The sequence below is a fragment of the Gordonia sp. NPDC058843 genome, assembly GCF_042743165.1.
Lineage (GTDB): Bacteria > Actinomycetota > Actinomycetes > Mycobacteriales > Mycobacteriaceae > Gordonia.
In genome coordinates this window covers 94,251-108,817 of record NZ_JBHYNC010000011.1, presented here as the reverse complement: position 1 = coordinate 108,817, position 14,567 = coordinate 94,251, and the positions used below count along the sequence as shown (strand labels likewise).

11 protein-coding genes and 1 riboswitch are annotated in these 14,567 nt (G+C 68.4%); of the genes, 7 read left to right on the top strand and 4 right to left on the bottom strand.

What is annotated here, in order from left to right:
• Positions 1-48: 48 nt before the first annotated feature.
• Together ACFW3F_RS10560 and ACFW3F_RS10555 are read left to right on the top strand one after the other, a co-directional pair.
• Positions 49-3,336: an error-prone DNA polymerase gene (locus tag ACFW3F_RS10560; RefSeq protein ID WP_388056989.1), complete on the top strand. Its 3,288-nt coding sequence runs from the start codon at positions 49-51 to the stop codon at positions 3,334-3,336.
• Between the two features lie 52 nt (positions 3,337-3,388).
• A complete protein-coding gene (locus ACFW3F_RS10555; protein WP_004021704.1) occupies positions 3,389-3,616 on the top strand; it encodes a DUF167 domain-containing protein in 228 nt (75 codons plus the stop codon).
• Positions 3,617-3,700: 84 nt separating this feature from the next.
• On the opposite strand, the gene ACFW3F_RS10550 is transcribed toward ACFW3F_RS10555, so the two are convergent.
• Both ACFW3F_RS10550 and ACFW3F_RS10545 read right to left on the bottom strand, forming a co-directional pair.
• Positions 3,701-4,165 carry a tRNA (cytidine(34)-2'-O)-methyltransferase gene (locus ACFW3F_RS10550; RefSeq protein ID WP_058250672.1) on the bottom strand — a complete coding sequence of 155 codons (465 nt, stop codon included), beginning with the start codon at positions 4,163-4,165 and terminating at the stop codon, positions 3,701-3,703.
• Between the two features lie 54 nt (positions 4,166-4,219).
• A complete protein-coding gene (locus ACFW3F_RS10545) occupies positions 4,220-5,161 on the bottom strand; it encodes a serine/threonine dehydratase (RefSeq protein WP_388056987.1) in 942 nt (313 codons plus the stop codon).
• Between the two features lie 112 nt (positions 5,162-5,273).
• Here ACFW3F_RS10545 and ACFW3F_RS10540 point away from each other — a divergent pair, with 112 nt between their 5' ends.
• The 3 genes from ACFW3F_RS10540 to ACFW3F_RS10530 all read left to right on the top strand — a co-directional run bounded on the left by ACFW3F_RS10540 (position 5,274) and on the right by ACFW3F_RS10530 (position 8,259).
• Entirely contained in the window at positions 5,274-6,149 is an 876-nt protein-coding gene (locus ACFW3F_RS10540) for a bifunctional methylenetetrahydrofolate dehydrogenase/methenyltetrahydrofolate cyclohydrolase (protein WP_388056985.1), read from the top strand.
• Positions 6,150-6,250: 101 nt separating this feature from the next.
• Positions 6,251-6,523 (top strand): DUF3017 domain-containing protein, encoded by a 273-nt coding sequence (locus ACFW3F_RS10535; protein ID WP_167383356.1) that lies wholly within the window; start codon positions 6,251-6,253, stop codon positions 6,521-6,523.
• A 167-nt stretch (positions 6,524-6,690) separates the two neighbouring features.
• Positions 6,691-8,259, top strand: a complete 1,569-nt coding sequence (locus tag ACFW3F_RS10530; RefSeq protein WP_388056983.1) for an Hsp70 family protein — start codon at positions 6,691-6,693, stop codon at positions 8,257-8,259.
• Between the two features lie 50 nt (positions 8,260-8,309).
• Here the strand turns inward: ACFW3F_RS10530 and ACFW3F_RS10525 are convergent, their stop codons facing one another.
• Both ACFW3F_RS10525 and ACFW3F_RS10520 read right to left on the bottom strand, forming a co-directional pair.
• Complete coding sequence (locus ACFW3F_RS10525) at positions 8,310-9,464, bottom strand: homoserine O-acetyltransferase (protein WP_388056981.1); 1,155 nt, start codon at positions 9,462-9,464, stop codon at positions 8,310-8,312.
• 16 nt (positions 9,465-9,480) lie between these two features.
• The gene (locus ACFW3F_RS10520; protein WP_388056979.1) at positions 9,481-10,818 is read right to left on the bottom strand and encodes a bifunctional o-acetylhomoserine/o-acetylserine sulfhydrylase; all 1,338 of its coding nucleotides are present in this window, start codon (positions 10,816-10,818) and stop codon (positions 9,481-9,483) included.
• Positions 10,819-10,880: 62 nt separating this feature from the next.
• Positions 10,881-11,001, bottom strand: a riboswitch (SAM riboswitch).
• A 268-nt stretch (positions 11,002-11,269) separates the two neighbouring features.
• Between ACFW3F_RS10520 and ACFW3F_RS10515 the strand changes: the two genes are divergently transcribed.
• Together ACFW3F_RS10515 and ACFW3F_RS10510 are read left to right on the top strand one after the other, a co-directional pair.
• Positions 11,270-13,081 (top strand): cutinase family protein, encoded by a 1,812-nt coding sequence (locus ACFW3F_RS10515; RefSeq protein ID WP_388056977.1) that lies wholly within the window; start codon positions 11,270-11,272, stop codon positions 13,079-13,081.
• Between the two features lie 105 nt (positions 13,082-13,186).
• Positions 13,187-14,479: an MFS transporter gene (locus ACFW3F_RS10510; RefSeq protein ID WP_388056975.1), complete on the top strand. Its 1,293-nt coding sequence runs from the start codon at positions 13,187-13,189 to the stop codon at positions 14,477-14,479.
• Positions 14,480-14,567: the final 88 nt, after the last annotated feature.

Below are 14,567 nucleotides of genomic sequence, written 5' to 3'. Positions count from 1 at the left end.
GAGCCACTCCCGCTGTCGCATCGAACTGATGTTCGATAAGCTTGCGATGTGGGCTGGGATCAAGGACCACCGACGTGGTCGGAGATGGAGCGGGTGCTCGCGGGTCGGGCGCCCGGCAGTGCCGACCGGCCCGGCACCGAATTCGGCCCCGATCTCAGCGAATGGGCACCGTTCCCCGGTGACGGTGGCGACAGTCCGGCCTGGTCACGCAAGCGCGGTGCCTACCAGGCCGAGGACATCTCCCGTGGCTCCTCGGCGGTGCCCTACGCCGAACTCCACGCGCACAGTTCGTACAGCTTCCTCGATGGTGCGTCGATGCCGGAAGAGCTGGTCGAGGAGGCGCAACGACTCGGTCTCCGCGCGCTGGCCGTCACCGATCACGACGGGTTCTACGGCATCGTGCGCTTCGCCGAGGCGGCCCGCGAGTTCGGGATGCCGACCGTCTTCGGCGCCGAGCTGTCACTGGAGCCCGATGTCGCGCGGACGGGCCAGAACGATCCGCCGGGAGAGCATCTGCTGGTCCTCGCCCGAAACGGAGAGGGCTACCGGCGCCTGTCCCGGACCATCGCCGACGCGCACATGGTCGCGGGGGAGAAGGGGTTGCTCCGCTACGACCGCGACGTCCTTGCCGGTGCCGGCGACGGGCACTGGCTCATCCTCACCGGCTGCCGGAAGGGCGCCCTCCGTCGCGCCCTCGATCGCGGCGGCGTCCCGGCTGCCGAGCAGGCGCTGCGGGAACTGATCGAGACCTACGGCCACGACAACGTCGTCGTCGAGCTGACCGCGCAGGGCATGGCCGACGACGACGAACGCAACGCGGTGCTGGCCGGCCTCGCTGCCGGTGCGGGCGTGCCGACCGTGGCCACCACCGGCGCCCACTTCGCCGCACCCCGGCGCCGACGCCTGGCGATGGCCATGGCCGCCGTTCGGGCTCGCACCGACATCGACACCATCTCCGGGTGGATGCCCGGAGTCGCCGGGGCGCACCTGCGCAGCGGTGACGAGATGGCCCGGTTGTTGCCCGCGCATCCCGATGCCATCGACAACGCGGTGGGCATCGCCGCGGACTGCGCATTCCATCTGGGTCTCATCGCGCCGCAGTTGCCGCCGTTCGACGTCCCCGACGGGTACACCGAGGCGAGCTGGCTGCGCGAACTCACCATGACCCGGGCGCGCCGTCGCTACGGAACCCCGGCCGAACATCCGCAGGCCTACCGGCAGATCGAGCACGAACTCGCCATCATCGAGGCACTCACGTTCCCCGGCTACTTCCTGGTGGTCGCCGACATCGTCGACTACTGCAAGGCCAACGACATCCTGTGCCAGGGCCGGGGGAGTGCGGCCAACTCGGCTGTCTGCTACGCCCTCGGCATCACCAATGTCGACCCGGTCGCCAACACGCTGCTCTTCGAACGGTTCCTGGCCCCCGAGCGCGACGGGCCGCCCGACATCGACATCGACATCGAATCCGATCGTCGCGAAGAGGCCATCCAGTACGTCTACCGCCGCTACACCCGGGACCGCAGCGCGCAGGTCGCCAACGTCATCACCTACCGCGGGAAGTCGGCGATCCGGGACATGGCCCGGGCGCTCGGGTACGCGCCGGGCCAGCAGGATGCATGGGCCAAGATGCCCGACACCGCCCCCGCCGACGTCACCGAGCTGGCCGGTGAGATCCTCGGTATGCCAAGGCATCTGGGTATCCATTCCGGCGGAATGGTGATCTGCGACCGTCCGATAGCCGATGTCTGCCCCACGGAGTGGGCGCGGATGGAGAACCGCAGCGTACTGCAGTGGGACAAGGACGACTGTGCCGCCATCGGGCTGGTCAAGTTCGACATGCTGGGTCTCGGCATGCTCTCCGCGTTGCACTATGCGATCGATCTGGTCGCCGAACACAAGGGGATCGACGTCGACCTCGCCACCCTCGACCTCGGTGAACCGGCCGTGTACGAGATGCTCTGTCGCGCAGACTCGGTCGGTGTGTTCCAGGTGGAGTCGCGCGCCCAGATGGCCACGCTGCCGCGGCTGAAGCCGCGCTGCTTCTACGACCTCGTCGTCGAGGTGGCACTGATCCGCCCCGGCCCCATCCAGGGCGGCTCGGTGCATCCGTTCATCAAGCGGCGCAACGGGGAGGAAGACGTGACGGTCGAGCATCCGTCGATGAGCAAAGCGCTCGAACGCACTCTGGGTGTGCCGCTGTTCCAGGAGCAGCTGATGCAGCTGGCCGTCGACGTGGCCGGGTTCGACGCCTCCGAGGCCGACCAGCTGCGCCGGGCGATGGGGTCCAAACGGTCGCCGGAGAAGATGCAACGCCTACGTCAGCGTTTCTACGAGGGCATGGAGAACCTGCACGGCATCACCGGGGATGTCGCCGACCGCATCTTCGAGAAGATGGCCGCGTTCGCCAATTTCGGCTTCCCTGAGAGTCATTCGCAGAGCTTCGCGTCACTGGTGTTCTACTCGTCATGGTTCAAGCTGCATCATCCGGCGGCGTTCTGCGCCGCGTTGCTGCGGGCTCAGCCGATGGGTTTCTACTCACCGCAGACCCTGGTCGCCGACGCCCGGCGGCACGGTGTCGCGGTCCATCGTCCCGACATCAACGCCTCGCTCGCGCACGCCACCCTGGAGAACGAGGGTCTCGATGTCCGGCTGGGTCTCGACGGGGTGCGCGGGGTCGGGGAGGAGGCGGCGCTGCGCATCGTCGAGCGCCGGGCCGACGGCCCGTACCTCGACATCACCGATCTCTCCCGCCGCGCCCGGCTGACGGCCAAGGAACTCGAGGGGCTGGCCGGCGCCGGTGCTTTCGACGGGTTCGGTCTCAGCCGGCGCCAGGCCCTGTGGGAGGCGGGGGCGGCCGCGACGGTGCGCGACGATCAGCTGGCCCTGGAGTCGGCGCAGGCGACCCCCACACTTCCCGGTCTCTCCGACGTCGAGCTCGCGGCCACCGATGCCTGGGCCACGGGGATCACGCCCACGTCGTATCCGACACAGTTCCTGCGTCCTCGGCTGGACGCGATGGGTGTTCTGGCCGCCGACCGCCTGCTGTCGGTGCCCGACGGTTCGCGAGTACTGATCGGGGGCGCGGTGACCCACCGCCAACGACCCGCCACCGCATCCGGGGTGACCTTCATCAACCTCGAGGACGAGACCGGGATGGTCAACGTGGTGTGTTCGGTCGGTCTGTGGGCGCGGTACCGTGTACTCGCACAGACGGCACCCGCACTGCTGGTCCGCGGACGCGTGCAGAACGCCGAAGGCGCTGTGACCGTCGTCGCAGATCGTCTGCAGCGCATGGATCTTCGGGTGGGCAGCAGGTCCAGGGACTGGCAGTAGTCCGCCACGGGGGAGTGTGCCGGGTGTTCGAGACGAATCGAGGAAAGAGTCGATGCCGCAACAGGTCGTGGTGACCGTCAAACCGAAGAGCAGCAAGGGTCCGTTGGTCGAGACGGGTCCCGACGGCGCGATCACCGTCTACGTCCGTGAGCCCGCCACCGAGGGCCGGGCGAACAAGGCCGTCTCCGAACTCCTCGCCGCCCATCTCGGTGTCCCGAAGAGCAAGATCGCGCTCATCGGCGGCGCCACGGCCCGCACCAAGCGCTACCGCGTCGGCTGATCAGTTCTTGTTGGTTGAGTCGGCACCGAGCGCAGAGCGAGGAGCCCAGTTTCTGCTGCTTGAGCCGGCACCGAGCGCAGCCACCTATACCGCGCCGGCGAAACCGTGCTGCCGCCAGGCCTCGTAGACGACGATGCTCGCGGCATTGGCGAGGTTGTGGGAGCGACGGCCGGCGAGCATGGGGATGCGCACCCGGTCGGTCACCTCGGGTTCGTCGAGGACCTCGGCCGGTAGTCCGGTCGGTTCCGGGCCGAACAGCAGTACGTCACCGGGCTGGTAGTCGACGTCGGTGTGATAGCGCTCGGCGTGGGCGGTGAACGCGAAGACCCGCTCCGGCTTCAGCGTCGTCCAGGCGGTGACCAGGTTGGGGTGCACGGTGACGTTGGCCATCTCGTGGTAGTCGAGTCCCGCGCGTTTGACCTGCGCGTCGGACATCGAGAATCCCAGCGGCTCGATCAGATGGAGTTCGCACCCCGTGTTGGCGGCCAGCCGGATCGCGTTGCCCGTGTTCGGCGGGATACACGGCTGGTAGAACATGATTCGGAACATGATGGTGTCAGCGTAGTCGTGCGCCCCGACGCGGATCCCACTCGACCGCGCTCCTCACGCCGCCAGCGCGGTGTTGGCCCCGCACAGCACGATGCACAGCGTCGAATCGGCTTGCGGCCGAATTCGTCCCGAGACGACACCGGCGACCGCGGTGGCGGTGCCGTGTTCGACGAGGATGCGGTGGGAGTCCCAGAGCATCCGCCGTGCCGCGACGATCTGGTCGTCGGTCACCAGGACGCTGCCGACGGCCGGGTTTCCGGCGACCGCGGACCAGCACAGGTTCCCGACACTGGTCGCGCCGAGGGAGTCGGCGGCCACGCTCTCGAGCTCGACGGGTACGGGAGTCCCCGCCGCGAGTGCCTGATGCAGACAGGACGCACCGAGTGGTTCGACGCCGACGAGGCGGTCGCCCGGGCGCAGCGTCGCGGCGAGGCCGGCCAGCAGTCCGCCACCGCCGACGCAGACGACTGTCGTCAGCGGTCCGGGTACGTCGTCGATGAGCTCGAGGCCGATCGTGCCGGCGCCGGCGACGACGTCGGGGAGATCGTAGGCGTGGAGCGCGAGAGCACCAGTCTGGTGCGCCAACTCCTCGGCCGCGTCGGCCGCTTCCGAGTAGAGCCGTCCGATGAGATGGACCCGTGCACCCGCGGCGCGCAGGGCGTCGATCTTGACCGGTGGTGCCGTCTCGGGGATCACCACGGTGACCGGCACGCCGACGATCCGAGCCGCGACCGTCGCGCCGATCGCGGCGTTGCCTCCGGAGGCGACGAGGACCCCGGCCTCGGTCAGCTCTCCTCGATCGCGTGCATGCAGGGTCGCCCACAGACTGCCGCGCGGCTTGAAGCACCCGCCGAGTTGGGTGTACTCGAGTTTGAGGACCACCGGGACCGGGCCGTCGACGGTGTCGATGACCGTGCGCAGTGTCGGTGTGCGACGAAGATGGGGAGCGATCGCCGCGCGGGCGAGGTCGACGTCGATCGGCTCCACGGTCACCACACCGACACTAGTGGTGCGTGAACGCCGGGAATCGGCGTTCGCGGGCAGCGGGGAACGACGAGTCCGTCCGTCGATGGCGGAAACCGCGGGGACGAGTGGAAGAATGTCGGGCGTGACCGCGATACGACTCGATGGCAAGACCACGCGCGACGAGATCTTCGCTGATCTGGCCGAGCGGGTGGAGAAGCTCCGGCTGGCGGGTGTCACCCCTGGTCTCGGGACCGTTCTGGTCGGCGATGATCCGGGCTCGCACTCCTATGTCAAGGGCAAGCACGCCGACTGCGCCCGCATCGGCGTCGCGTCGATCCGCAAGGATCTGCCTGCCGACGCCACCACCGAGCAGCTCGAGGCGGCGATCGACGAGCTCAACGCCGACCCGGCCTGCACCGGTTACATCGTGCAGTTGCCGCTGCCCCGGCACCTCGACGAGAACGCCGCCCTCGAACGGATCGACCCGCTCAAGGATGCCGACGGGCTCCACCCGATCAACCTCGGGCGCCTGGTACTGGGCAAGGAGTCGACTCTGCCCTGTACGCCGCGCGGGGTCATCCACCTGCTGCGCCGCTACGACGTTCCGCTGGCCGGTGCCCGGGTCACCGTCGTCGGCCGCGGGGTCACCATCGGCCGGCCCATCGGCCTGCTCCTGACCCGCCGCAGTGAGAATGCCACGGTCACCCTGTGCCATACCGGCACCACCGATCTCGCCTCCGAGATCGAGCGTGCCGACATCGTGATCGCGGCGGCCGGCGTACCGCATCTCATCACCGCGGACATGGTCAAGCCTGGTGCCGCGGTGATCGACGTGGGTGTCAGCCGCACCGACGAGGGTCGCCTGGTCGGCGACGTGCATCCCGATGTCTGGGAGGTCGCCGGCCACGTCTCACCGAATCCCGGTGGCGTCGGACCGCTGACCCGTGCGTTCCTGCTCGTCAACGTCGTCGAACGTGCGGAGCAGATGCTCGCATCCGGGAGCGGCAGCGGCGCGTGACCCGAGACGAGCACCAGAGTGAGTCCGCTCACTCCGAGTCGCGCGATGCCGGCAGCACCCGCTCCGGGAGCGCGGCGCACGGTCCCGCTGACGGCACTCGTCTGCGCGCGGTGCTCGTTCAGCTCCCATATCTGCTGGTGATGCTGGGCGTCTTGGCCGCCGCACTGCTCGTGATGTTCGACCGGTGGCGACGCGGATCGTTCGTCTTCGGCGCCGCGCTGCTGGTGGGTGCTGTGCTCCGCGCCTTCATCCCGTCGTCGCAAGCGGGCCTGCTGCAGGTCAGGGGCAAATCGTTCGATGTGACGGTGATGGCGACAGTCGGCGGCGTGATGCTGTGGCTGGCGGCGTCGATCGACTCTTTGGGCACGGATTGATTACAATAGAGACCTGAGCGTGACCTGACGGCCAGTCGTCCGCTCGACCAGGCACTTTTCCGCTGCCCGCCGCAGACGCATCGACCGCTGGAGTTTGTATCACCGCATCACCAACCGACGACACCGTGAGTGAAGTGACGTCCATGGGCGTGTCAGCAGGTGCTGGCATGATCCACTACGTCCTCCTGACGCGTGACGATCTCGGTCGCAGTGTGGTCGACTCGCGCGTCATCGACGTCGACTCCACAGACGGTCTGGATTCGGCAGGCCGGGTCAACGCCGGCGTCGACGTGATGCTGACCGCCGCTCGCGAAACCGGCACGAGGGTGGGGCCCATCGGGGTCGCCGCGCGCACGGGCAGCCAGCGCAGGCAATTGCGTTCGAGAGGTAGTGGCCCGCGGCGTCAGGTCCGCCTGACCGGCGAGGACGAGGCGGTGCTCGCCTACCTCGCCGACACCGGAGAGATCGACCGTTTCTCCTCGGCTGTCGTCGTGGACTGCGGCGACACCGGCATGTCGCTCTACACCCTCGATCCCCGCGAGGGCCGAATCGGCAATCCCGAACACTCGACCGTCCTGAGCGGGCGTCGTCTCGACCGCTCGATCGTCGACCGGCTGATCACCGACAACCCCGCGCTCAGCGACTCCACACGCACCCGAGCCGACCGTAGTGAACTGCGCAGCGCCTGCCGGACCGCGAAGGAGGAGATCGCCTACGGCGGTGCGACCTCCGCCGAGTCCGTGGTCACGGTCTCGGCGAACGCCGGTCGCGTGACACTGTCCGCCGCGCATGTCGAGCAGGCGATCGAACCCATGATCCGCGATGCGCGAGAGGTGTTCGCCCGGTACGTCGCGGCCGCGCAGTCGCGCGGAGTACGTCCCGACGCAGTGGTGTTCATCGGCGGGCTCGCCAACCTGCCTGCGGTGCACGCCATCGCGAAGGAACATGGTCTGGAAATGGTGACTCCGGCAGCGCCGGAGTTGGTCGTGGCCACCGGGGCGGCCTTGTTGGCACTCCAGAGCTATTCGGGCGCAGCACGTCTCGCGTTCATCGGTGGTAAACCGCATCGCGAATGGCTCTCCGCGACGCCCATCGCCGTCGCCGGCGCCGTCATCGCCGCCACACTGATGACGATCTACGCGGTGAGTTCGTCGTTCGCCGATCGCCCGGCTGTCGATCCGCAGCCGGCGGTGAGCAGCGTGCCCCCGGCCGTGGCGACCAGCGACGAGGAGCCGCCGGTCACCCCGAGGCCCACCTCCCAACCGATCACCCGAATCCCGGCCGGCCCCGTGGAGCCGACTGTCGTGCCCCCGGTTCCGACGCAGCGGCCGATGCCCGAGACCGGGTGGAACGATCCGCCGGCGTGGGCGACCACGGAGTTGCAGCCGACGCGACCCTCGACGAGTACCAGCACGCGCACGCTCTCGCCGTTCCCGTGGCCGGACCTGCCGTTCCCGCCCGGTTCGACGCCGACCATCCCGCCGGACCTGCTGCCCCCGGGGTTGCGCCCACCGAGCGTGGCGCCCACGCCACCGCCGCCGACGTATTCGACGACGACCCCGGAGTCCGCGCGCGGTGGCTCGGCGCGGCCGAGCAGTACGCGTGCCCAGGGGACGACACAGGTGCCCGCAGTGCCCGAGTCGGGTAAACCTGTCGACCGGGCGGGGGAGTCGGTGCCACCGGCGTCGTCACCGCAGCCCAGCAGTCCGGTTCCGTCGGTCCCGGCGCCGCGCTGACGAGCGCCGCCGGCGAGTCCGGTAGGCGGTGGGGTGTGACGGACCAGCAGTCAGGCGTCGCGCCGCGCGAGTTCGACCGTACGCTTGAGCAAGTCGCTGATGGCGTCGAACTCGGTCAGGAACCCGTCGTGACCGGTGTCGGAATGGACGACCTGGAGACCGCCGACGCAGTTGCCCAGTTCGTCGGCCAGCTCGACCTGTAGGCGGATCGGGTAGAGACGATCCGAGTCGATCCCCCCGACGATCACCGGTACATTGCATCCGTTGAGCGCCTTGGCGACTCCGCCACGACCGCGACCGACGTCGTGGTGATTGAGAACCTCGGTGAGGACGACATAGCTCGCCGGGTCGAAACGGGTCATCAGCTTCGACGCCTGATGGTCGAGGTAGCTCTGCACCGCGTAGCGTCCGCCCGTCAGGGGATTCTCGTCGCCCTGGGCGTGATTGGCGAAGCGGGTGTCGAGTTCGGGCTCGCTGCGGTACATGAGATGGGCGATGCGACGCGCGATTCCCATGCCCTGCAACGGGGTTCGGCCGGTGCCGTGATAGTCGCCGCCGGACCAGTCCGGGTCGGACTTGATCGCGGCGATCTGTGCGGACTGGATGCCGATCTGATCCGCTGTCGCCCGGGCGCCGACGGCGAGGACGAGTGCGCTGCGCACGCGGTCGGGGTATTCGATGACCCACTCGAGAGCGCGGGCTCCGCCCATCGAGCCACCGAGAACCGCACCCACACTGGGGATTCCGAGACGATCAAGCAGTGCCACCTCGGCACGGACCTGGTCGAGCACGGTGATCTGCGGAAAGCGTGAGCCCCACGGACGGCCGTCGGGGGCGATGGAACCCGGACCTGTGGAGCCTTTGCACCCGCCGAGCACATTGGCGGAGATGACACACCATTCGTCGGTGTCGATGGCTTGCCCGGGCCCGATCAGGCCGTCCCACCAGCCGGCCGAGTCGTGGTCGGCGTCGGCGGGTCCGGTGACGTGTGAGTCGCCGGTCAGCGCGTGCAAGGTGAGGATGACGTTGTCGCGGGACGGCGACAACGTCCCCCAGCGCTGGAACGCCAGGGTGACGTCGTCGATCCGTGCTCCGCTGTCGAGAGGCAGCGATCCGATGGGTATGCCGACGAGTTCCCCGTCCGGGAGGGACTCCCAGTCGGGCTGATCAGACGCTGTCGCGTTCAGGTCGATACTCACCGACAAAGCTGCCTCACCTGTTTCACTTGGCCGCCGCGAATCCCTGTTCGAGATCGGCCAGGATGTCGTCGATTCCCTCGATGCCCACGGCCAGACGCACCAGCCCGGGGGTCACTCCGGCGGCGAGTTGCTCCTCGGGCGTCAGCTGACTGTGGGTGGTCGAGGCCGGGTGGATGACCAGCGACCGCACGTCGCCGATGTTGGCCACATGGCTGTGCAGGCTGAGCGCGTCGACGAACCTCTTGCCGGCGTCCACGCCACCGGTGATCTCGAAGGCGATGATCGCGCCCTGACCCTTGGGGGCCAGTTCTTGGCCGCGCTTGTACCAGGGGGAGGACTCCAGACCCGCGTAGGCCACCGACTCGACCTGGGCATGGCCTTCGAGGAAGGACGCGACCTTCTGCGCGTTGGCGACATGGCGCTCGATGCGCAGGCTCAGGGTTTCCAGGCCCTGGGCCAAGAGGAAGGCGTTGAACGGCGCGATGGCCGCACCGGTGTCACGCAGCCACTGGACGCGGGCCTTGAGCGCGAACGCGGGCGCCCCGAGGTCGGCGAAGACGGCGCCGTGGTAACTGGGGTCCGGGGTGGTGAAGCCGGGGAACAGATCTGCGCCGTCGCGCTGGACACGCCAGTCGAACGTGCCGCCGTCGACGATGACGCCGCCGATCGCGGTGCCGTGTCCGCCGATGTACTTGGTGGCCGAGTGCACGACGATGTCGGCTCCGTGGGCCAGCGGATTGATCAGGTACGGCGTGGCGACGGTGTTGTCGATGATCAGCGGGATGCCGTTGCGGTGTGCGACCTCCGAGATGCCGCGGATGTCGAGGATCTCGTTGTTGGGATTGGAGATCGACTCGCCGAAGAAGGCGCGGGTGTTGTCCTTGACCGCAGCCTGCCACGACGCCGGATCCTCCGGATCCTCGACGAAGCTCACCTCGACGCCGAGCTTCGGCAGCGTGTAGTGGAAGAGGTTGAACGTGCCGCCGTACAGACGCGGGCTGGAGACCACATGACCGCCGGTCTCGACGATGTTGAGGATCGCGTACGTCTCCGCGGCCTGTCCCGAGGCGACGAGCAGTGCGGCGACGCCGCCTTCGAGTGCGGCGATCCGCTGCTCGACGGCATCCTGCGTCGGATTCATGATGCGGGTGTAGATGTTGCCCGGTTCGGCGAGTCCGAAGAGGTTGGCCGCATGCTGCGTGTCGTTGAAGACATACGACGTCGTCTGGTAGATCGGCAGCGCCCGGGCGTTGGTCACCGCGTCGGCGGTCTGTCCGGCGTGGATCTGCTTGGTCTCGAAGCTCCAGTTGTCTGCTGGAGTGGTGGCGTCGGCGGGATTGCCGTCAGGGGCGTCAGACATGGCGATTGATCACTTTCTACGGTCGGCAGGGCCAACTCGACCCTGTTGGGGTCCGACCTTCGGACCCGCGCTTGCCGGGGATCGCCAGTGCGATCCCGCAACCCGGTCATCACCCGGAGCACCCCACCGCGGAAGGAGGGTTGCCGATCAGCCAGCCGGGGCTTGACGCTGATACTCATGACCTGGCGACAAGGATATAACACGGATGTGAGTGCCTGAGAACCGTCCCGGTCAGGCAGCGCCCAACACTTGAGAAGCACACCGAGCGCGTGCTTGGAGGTGTCCTCCGACCGGGTGAAATCGCGTGTGGCCAAGGGTATAACGCCTGCTCAGGGTTGTTAGCGACCCTCAGTGTCCTGTCGGTTTCGCGATCGTGGATCTAGCGTTCGGAGCAGCCCCGGCTGCGTCGGAATGCTCCGCTCAGGTGGTCCGGGTTCGCACAGGAGCGCACATGGCCGCACTGGCTCATCTCCGGACCCGACGAACCTCGCTCACGATCGCCGCCGTCACCGCGTTCGCGGTAGCGGGAGCTCTCTGCCTGTCAGGTGTGGCCCCGGCAGCCGCCGCCGAGTGCAGCGACACGGGCGCGGTCGTCATCGTGGCCGGCACCAATGACCCGGAAAGCGCCCATCTCGTCGGCGTGAAGCAGCGCTACACCGGCAAGATGCCGACGGTGAGGGACGGGGCCGTGGTGATCGTCGACGACCCCGATAGCCCCTACCGCACGGAGCCCAAGGACGTGATCTACGTCGACTACCCGACCACGCTGTGGCCACTCGGCGCCTCGGGATACGACGACAGCACCGCCCGGGGCAAGGGTGCGACGGCGTCGGCGATCGCCGGCTATCAGCAGCGGTGTGGCCCCGAGTCCGACATCGTGGTCGCCGGTTACTCGCAGGGTGCCCGCGTGGCCGGCGACGTACTGGCCGACATCGGCAACGGTCGCAACGTCGAGCAGGTCGTCGCGACCGACGAGAACGGCGAGGTCATGCTCGACGAGCAGGGAAACCCGGTTCTCGTCGACATCGTGACGGGTGGCATCTCGGGCGAGCTGTACGCCGATCCTCGTCGAGCCGGCGACAAGAGCGGGCGCGGCATCGAACTGTCGTTGGTCGGCGTCCTTCCCGGTCTGACGATGTCGGGGCCGCGAGGCGGATCCGAGACCGCAGGCGGATTCGGACTGCTCGAGGGCAGGGTGGTGTCCGTCTGTATCGACGGCGATCCCATCTGTGACCTGCCGGACCCGATCCACGACCCGATCGGCGCGATCGACGGACTTCTCGGCTACTTCACGAAGCACAACCTGTATCCCTTCCAGATGTACCGGGACCCACAGGCGCCTTCCTGGAACGACGGGCGGACTGTCCGATGTGATCCGGAGTCGGCCGTCTGCACGGTCGCCGCGGATTCCGCGTTCGCCGAACTCGTCCGGGGTTGGGCGCGCGATGTCGGCTACAGCGGCGTGATCGGGGACTTCCTGTCCGGTCGTCCGACAATCGATCTGCCGTACGGCATCGAACTCGCGAACCTGCAGCCGGTGATCCGGGTCGTGCAGGATCTGCTGCCACCGCTGCCGCGACTCGGTTACGGCGCGTACCTGCCTGACCTGTTCGTCTTCGAGGACATCCTGCAGGGCATCCTGACGCTGTCGCCGGCGCGGTTCGTCGACGGCGCGAGAGCGCTGGCTGCGAGCCTCCGCAGCATCGTCCTCCTACCGGTGAACTTCGTCCGGTATTGGGCGGGCGCGATCGTCGGACCGGTCGCACCCCAGGGCGGCACGGTCACGGTTCTCGCGGCGGACACGTCGGGCCTGCGATCGTCCACCTTCGCGCGACTGGCGGCTACGACCGACGAGACCGTCGAGTCGGTGCGCACCGAACCGGTCCCCACCGAACCGGTGGCCGCGTCCGACGTCGCGTCTGAGCCCTCGACCGCACCGGAGCCCTCCACCGCGCCGGACGCCGACCCGGCTGCAGCCGGCCCGTCTCCGGTGGCCGACCCGACAGACGAGGTGTCCGGTGCGCCCGGCGGTTCTGCCGCAGCGACCGCACCCGAGGAGACTCCCAACCCGACGACGCCCACCGTCGACGAGCTCCCCGCTGCCACCGATCCGTCCGAGGAGGACGTGGAATCGACCGAGACGGATACCGGACCAGGAAGTGACGGTGAGGGCTCGCAGTCGTCCGACACGGCCTCGGACGGCGACGAATCCGGCGGCGAGTCCGGCGATGACGGCGGCGGAGAGTCCGAGGCAGAAGACTGATCTCGCGGGCGGCCCTCGCGCGGTGGAGTCGCGGCTTCGGGGCCTGTGAATGAACTCACCACCGCGTGGGGAATCAGCACCCGCGGGCGCAGGTTGGCATCAACCGTGCCTGATGCTCTCTCGACGACCACCGATGCCCCGGCCGACCCCGCACTGACCGATCGCTCCACCGCCCCGGAGGACGACCGGCCCGGAGGAACCGAATCGGCCGGCGTGTCCCGACGGGTACGTCGGTGGACGATCCTCGCTCTCGCGCTGGGTGGGTTCGGTATCGGAACCACCGAATTCGTCGCGATGGGGCTGCTGCCCAATATCGCCGGATCGCTCGGGGTCTCCGAACCTACTGCCGGACACGTCATCTCGGCATACGCGATGGGAGTGGTGGTGGGTGCTCCGCTGATCGCGGCGCTCACCGCGAGAATGTCCCGACGCACGCTGCTGATCGGGTTGATGGTGGCGTTCACGGTGGGCAACCTCGCTACGGTCCTCGCGCCGGATTACGGGTTGTTGCTGGTCGCACGATTCGTGGCCGGCCTGCCGCACGGCGCCTACTTCGGCGTCGCGGCGCTGGTCGCCGCCCACCTCGCCGGTCCCCGCAATCGAGCCAAGGCGGTGGGTCAGGTGATGCTCGGTCTGTCTGTCGCGAACGTGTTCGGTGTGCCGGCAGCAGCCTGGCTCGGTGAGACGTTCGGCTGGCGGTCGGCGTTCGCGATCGTGGTCGTGATCGGGGTCGCCACCGTCGTCGCGCTGATGCGGGCACTGCCCGCGCTCACCGGGATGAAGACCACCGACCCGCTCACCGAACTCGGTGCACTCAAGCGATCTCAGGTCTGGTTCACCCTCGTCATCGGAACCGTCGGTTTCGGCGGGATGTTCGCGTTCTACACCTATCTCAACTCCGCGCTGACCACCGACACCGGGTTGTCGGTGTCGGTGGTGCCGTTCGCGCTCATGTTGTACGGGCTGGGGATGGTGACCGGCAACTTCGTCGGCGGCTACGTCGCCGACCGCAGTGTGTCGGTGGCGATCCTCGGCGGTCTCACCGCCAGCGCCATCGCACTCGGCGCCTTCGCGGTACTCGCCCAGAATGCTTGGGCGGCATTGTTCCTCACGTACATGGTGGCGCTCACCGGTACGGCGATGCTGCCCGCGCTGCAGACCAGGCTGATGGATGTGGCTGCTGACGCGCAGACTCTGGCGGCAGCGTTGAATCACTCGGCGCTCAACATCGCCAACGCGGCCGGAGCGCTGCTCGGTGGCGTGGTGGTCGGCGCAGGCTACGGCTATCTCGCCCCGTCGGTGGTCGGGGTGTTGCTCGCGGTGGCGGGCATCGCGGTCACCGCTGTGGCCCTCGCGACGTCACGGCGCCAGGCGCGACGTCATCGCATCGGGGCCTGAGCCGAGCACGGCCGACGGCACGCCGTCGACGCGACGACGAGGGCCGACCGGATCAACTCGGTCGGCCCTCGTCGTGTCGAGCGGGGTG